Origin of the sequence: Parasutterella muris, assembly GCF_009767915.1 — a bacterium.
In the GTDB taxonomy this organism is placed as follows: Bacteria; Pseudomonadota; Gammaproteobacteria; order Burkholderiales; family Burkholderiaceae_F; genus Parasutterella; species Parasutterella muris.
The window spans coordinates 1-4944 of sequence record NZ_WSRP01000066.1 but is presented as its reverse complement, the minus strand read 5'-3'; the positions used below and the strand labels follow the sequence as shown (position 1 = coordinate 4944).

Genomic DNA, 4944 nt, shown 5'->3' with positions numbered 1-4944 from the left:
CATTGCGCTTTCAAAATCGCCGGCTTCGGCGACCACTTCAAATATCGGGTTCATTCCCAGCAGCTGGACAACGCCTCGTCGGAAAAGAGGATGGTCGTCAACGACGACAACTCGATAAGTTTCTGCCATACCGTTCCTATCGTGAAATTATTTTATTGACTATGGTGTGAAATCTACAACCACCTGTGTTCCGTTTGGCACGGCAGGCTCGATTGAGATGACTCCTCCCAATATTCTAGTGCGCTCATGCATGATTTCTAATCCGTAATGGCCCTCCTTTTTCACGCCTTTAATACCGCATCCGTTATCCCTAACAACGAGGCGGAACTTTCCTGATGCGATCGGGCGAAGCGTGACGAAGACTTGGTCGGCTCTGGCGTGTTTTTCTATGTTGGTCAGGGCTTCACGAAGAATCTGCAGGAGATGAATTTGTTTGTTTGCGTCAAGCTCAAAGCTTTGAAGCTCGACATCAGTGGTGTAATGGAAGCCGTCGCGTTCCTTGAACTCGTCCAGAATGGAGAGGATGTTCTGTTTCAGATCGGATGACTTCGGTTTCAGTCGGAACGTGGTCAGCACGGAGCGCAGCTGCTGATAGGCGGTTTGGACGCCGAGCTTGAGCTCATCAAGAATGCTTTCAACTTCCGGACTTACCGTTCCTTTGTGAAGTTCTGTGCTCAGGCGAGCGATTTGAATTCGGGAGAATGCGAGCGACTGAGCAATGGAATCATGCAGTTCACGCGCAATCGTGGAGCGCTCTTCGAAAAGAGCGAGGCGGCGGCTTTCCACACTTTTTTGAGAATTATCGATTGCCTGAGCAAATTCCTGACCGAGGTTTTTGGTGAACTCGCGGTCGACGCGAACGTTCGCGTCCTCTTTAAAAAGTATGAGAAGCGTGAGCTGAGTGGTATTGATGTCCGCAGGTATGCAGGCAAGGCTGTATTTTTGTTCGTCGCGCAAGAAGTGCAGTATGGAATATTCTTTTTTAAGCACTTCATTAAGTTTGATATCAAAGCTCTGTACCGGCGGGTAGTTCGTCTGATCGGCCTCTGCAATGAAGCGGAGCGTGTCGGAGCCCGCGGAGCGCAGGCCGAGAGCGGCTGAACACGCGTCTAGTCGCTTGGTGATCAGCAGAAGGGCTTTATCGAGGTGTTCGCGCTCAAGCTGCGCGGTAAACAGGATGTTTTTCAGATCATAGAGAAGCTGGATCGCATCTTTCTGAAGATTCAGATCCGCGGTTTTTTCTTTGACTTCCTCTTCCAAGTTTGTGTACAGACGAGAGAGGTCCTCGATCATGAAGTTCATGCTGTCGGAGAGATTGCCGATCTCATTGTCTTTACGGTAAGAGCTTCGGCGGGAGAAGTCCCCGGCGCGTACGGAGGAGGAAAGATTGGAGAGCTCTTCAAGCGGATCAAAAAGGATTCGTCTTAAATAAACGCGGACAAAGATAAAGAGCAGCAAAGCGAAGAGCATCAGCAGCGAAAGACCGATGCGGATCTGTCGGGTTTTAATTTCGAGATCTTTTTCCAAGTCCAAAACGAATTGATCAATTTTGGAAACAAAGGAAGGGATGGTGTCGAGGAATAGGGTCAGTTCGGTTTCAGGCGAATGGATCACCTCTTCGGCGAGCGGCTTGATGGTTGAAAAATATGAACCGCTGATCGCGTCATATGTTTTTCTGAGTTCGTCCTTAGGGTCGTTCGGGATGGCATCAGTGAGACCCTGACTCGAGAGGCGCCGTTCAAATTCCTTTAGGGCGCCGCCGATTTCTTCAGCTCTCTGAGCTTCGGGCAGGCGCGCTGAGCGTGCCGCTGTCAGCGATAAGACATAGCTCTGCATACGAAGAGAGCCGGAGATATTGATGGCGCTTCCCTTTCCCGTGGAGTCCTGCGTGACCTGCAGGAAAGAGAAGAGGCCGATAAAAGCGACCGCGGTAATCGCGATCAAGACGGCGGAAATCTGAGTGAAAAGAGAGTTTCTAAAAGGGAGCACTTTTTTCATATGATTTCCGCCTCCTGTCAGTGTTTATCTTACTTAAAGCCTTCGTGCGGGAAGTCTTTAACCGCGTGCCAGAGGACCTCGGAGCCCTGCATGAAGTCTTCTGTCTTCATGGCTTCATGAGGATTGTGCGAGCCGTTCTGGTTGGCGACAAAGATCATCGCGGCGGGGATGCCGAGGCCGCCGAATGTGACCGTGTCGTGGCCGGCTCCGGAAGGAAGCTCTTTGGTTTTTAGGCCGGCTTCAGCGGCGGCTTTGGAGAGATGCTCTCTGAGCGCCTGATGGATGGCGAGCGGTTTACTCGAGATCAGTCCGTCGAACTCAAATTTAACGCCGCGTTTCTTGGCGACTTCTTCGGCTTCTTTGACCAGGACCGCGTGGAATCCGTCAAGGGTTTCCTGAGAGAGAGAACGGATGTCGACACAGAAAGTGACTTCGCCCGGAACAACCGCGATTGCGGAAGTTGCCGCGGTGTGAACGACACCGATCGTGAATACGAGGTCGTGTCCTGCCTTCAGCCATTCGTCCCAGAGACAGTCCATGCGGTAGGCCAGTTCAGCAAATGCCAGAACAGCATCATGGCGGAACTGTTTGTCAACGGCGCCGGAGTGAGCGGTCTGACCGACGCATCGAATGTTTTTGTGACGGACGTTTCCGCGGATTCCCGTCACGATACCGGCGCGCAGGGTATCGGAAGAGTCCAGTGTTGGGCCCTGTTCAATATGAAGTTCAATAAAGGCGGCCATCTTGGAGAGGTCCACCACAGGTTTTCCGGTTGTCAGCGCATCGGGATCAAAGCCGCAGGCTTTGATGGTTTCCGCAAGAGTCTTGCCGCTTGTGCGGTGTTTCAGAGCGAGGTCCTTGTCGGTGAGCTGTCCGGTCATGCCGAGCGAGCCGACATAGCACTTGCCGAACCAAGAGCTTTCTTCCATGCGCATCATCAGGACGGTGAAATCTCTTTCGGGCTGATAGTTGGTTTTGCGCATCCAGCGGGCGACGCAGAGAGCGGCAACGATGCCGGCGAGACCGTCGAAGTTTCCGCCCTGAGGAACGGAGTCGGCATGAGAGCCGCTGACCAAGGCGGGCAGATCACGGTTTTTACCTGGGACGGTCATCCAGACGTTGCCGGCCTTGTCTTCAGAAATTTCGAGGCTGAGTTCTTCTCCGATTTTTCTGAAGTACTCAAGAACCTGAGTTTCTACTTCGCTGTAGCCCTGGCGGGATACGCCCTGGCTGTCAAGCGACATTGCACGAACATCGTCAAAACACTTCTGCGCGAATTCAAGGCCTTCACGCTGGAAATCTGTAGACATGAAAAGATTCTCCTTAATCAGATTGGTTGGTAATGGTTTTGTATAGGGGCAAAGTTTACCTGCAGACCTATAGGTATGTCATTAAGCCAATATTTGAGTAAACTCGACATTTACATTTTTGTAAGGGTTTACCTCATTACGTAAAAAAACGTATTGTGTGAGACTAGCAACCGACAGGAATGCCTATTTCTGTCGGGGAGAAGGCCCTTTTGTCAGGTAGCTGACAAAAGGGGAAATCTAATATTTTTAAGGTGTTTTTCAATGTCAATTACTGCCTGGATTGCAGTCGTCGTTGTTATCGCAACGGTTTACTGCCTGATTAAGCGCTATGAAACACGCTTGGTCCTCTTTACAGCCGGCTTACTTCTTTGCTGCATCTCTATGAAGCCGATGGCAGCACTGGATCAGTTCGCAAAGAGCATGACCAATGCAAGTCTGATCATGGCAATCTGCGGTGCGATGGGATTTGCTTTTGTGGTTACACACACTTCCTGCGACCGTCATTTAGTCTCTCTGCTGGCCGCTCCGCTCAAGAAGCTTGGAATTCTCTTGATCCCGGCCTGTACTGCGGTTACTTTCTTCGTTAATATCGCGATTCCTTCCGCTGCCGGCTGTGCCGCTGCTGTAGGCGCGACATTCATTCCGGTTATGATTCGTTCCGGTATTCGTCCAGCCGCCGCAGGCGCTGCCGTTCTGATGGGTACTTACGGATCTATTCTCTCTCCGGGTATGTCTCATAACAACTTCGTTTCGAAGATTTCGAACATGGGTGTTATGGACTTTATCGCTCTGCACACACCGTTCTCCCTCATCATGATGGGTATCGGTCTTGTCGGTATTACGATCGTCTGCCTGGTTCTCCGCGACAACAAACCTACAGCTGAAGAGCTTACTGCTTATGAAGCCAAGGAAGGCGGTTCTGAAATTACCAAGATCAATCCGCTCAAGGCTCTGGCTCCGCTGGTTCCGCTTATTATTCTTGTTGTCGGCAACTCTTGGGTTCCCGCTCTTAAGATGGGTGTTGCTCAGGCTATGGTCCTTGGCGCCATCTTCACACTGGTTGTTTCCTGGACCGATCCTCAGAAGTTCTCCAAAGAATTCTTCCGCGGTATGGGCGACGGTTATGGCTCTGTGATGGGCATCATCATTGCCGCCGGTGTCTTCGCTGCCGGTCTGCGTACTGCCGGCCTGATTGACGCCTTCGTTACAGCGCTCAAGGCTTCCAACGAACTCGCTCGCTGGGGTGGTTCTATCGGCCCGTTCGTCCTTGCTGTTATTACCGGTTCCGGCGACGCTGCAACTTTCGCGTTCAACGAAGCGGTTACACCGCACGCTGCTGACTTCGGCATGCAGGTTCCGAACCTCGGTGCTCTGGCTCTCATCTCCGGTTCTCTCGGACGTACAATGTCCCCGATTGCCGGCGTTGTGATTCTGATCTCCGGTCTTGCTATGGTTCAGCCGATGCAGCTGGTTAAACGTACAGCGATTCCGATGATCGTCGGTGTTTTCACCCTCGCTCTGATCATGGTTTAATCAGGACCCGCTGAATAGTTAACAAAAAGGCGCCCCACCACGGGGGTGGGGGCCGTTTTGGTTTTATTTTTTATTGCAAAATAGGGTTGCCGCGTTTAGTAAT

At 51.6% G+C, this 4944-nt stretch carries 3 protein-coding genes; 1 reads left to right on the top strand and 2 read right to left on the bottom strand.

Translation table 11 applies throughout. The annotated features are described in order from the left end of the window. Positions 1 to 159 precede the first annotated feature (159 nt). Together E5987_RS12310 and E5987_RS12305 are read right to left on the bottom strand one after the other, a co-directional pair. The gene (locus E5987_RS12310; protein WP_160336367.1) at positions 160 to 1998 is read right to left on the bottom strand and encodes a histidine kinase; all 1839 of its coding nucleotides are present in this window, start codon (positions 1996 to 1998) and stop codon (positions 160 to 162) included. A gap of 29 nt (positions 1999 to 2027) precedes the next feature. Continuing rightward, positions 2028 to 3308 carry a Zn-dependent hydrolase gene (locus E5987_RS12305; protein WP_160336366.1) on the bottom strand — a complete coding sequence of 427 codons (1281 nt, stop codon included), beginning with the start codon at positions 3306 to 3308 and terminating at the stop codon, positions 2028 to 2030. Between the two features lie 261 nt (positions 3309 to 3569). Between E5987_RS12305 and dcuC the strand changes: the two genes are divergently transcribed. Next, on the top strand, positions 3570 to 4841 hold the full coding sequence (gene dcuC, locus E5987_RS12300) for a C4-dicarboxylate transporter DcuC (RefSeq protein WP_160336365.1): 1272 nt from the start codon (positions 3570 to 3572) through the stop codon (positions 4839 to 4841). Positions 4842 to 4944: the final 103 nt, after the last annotated feature.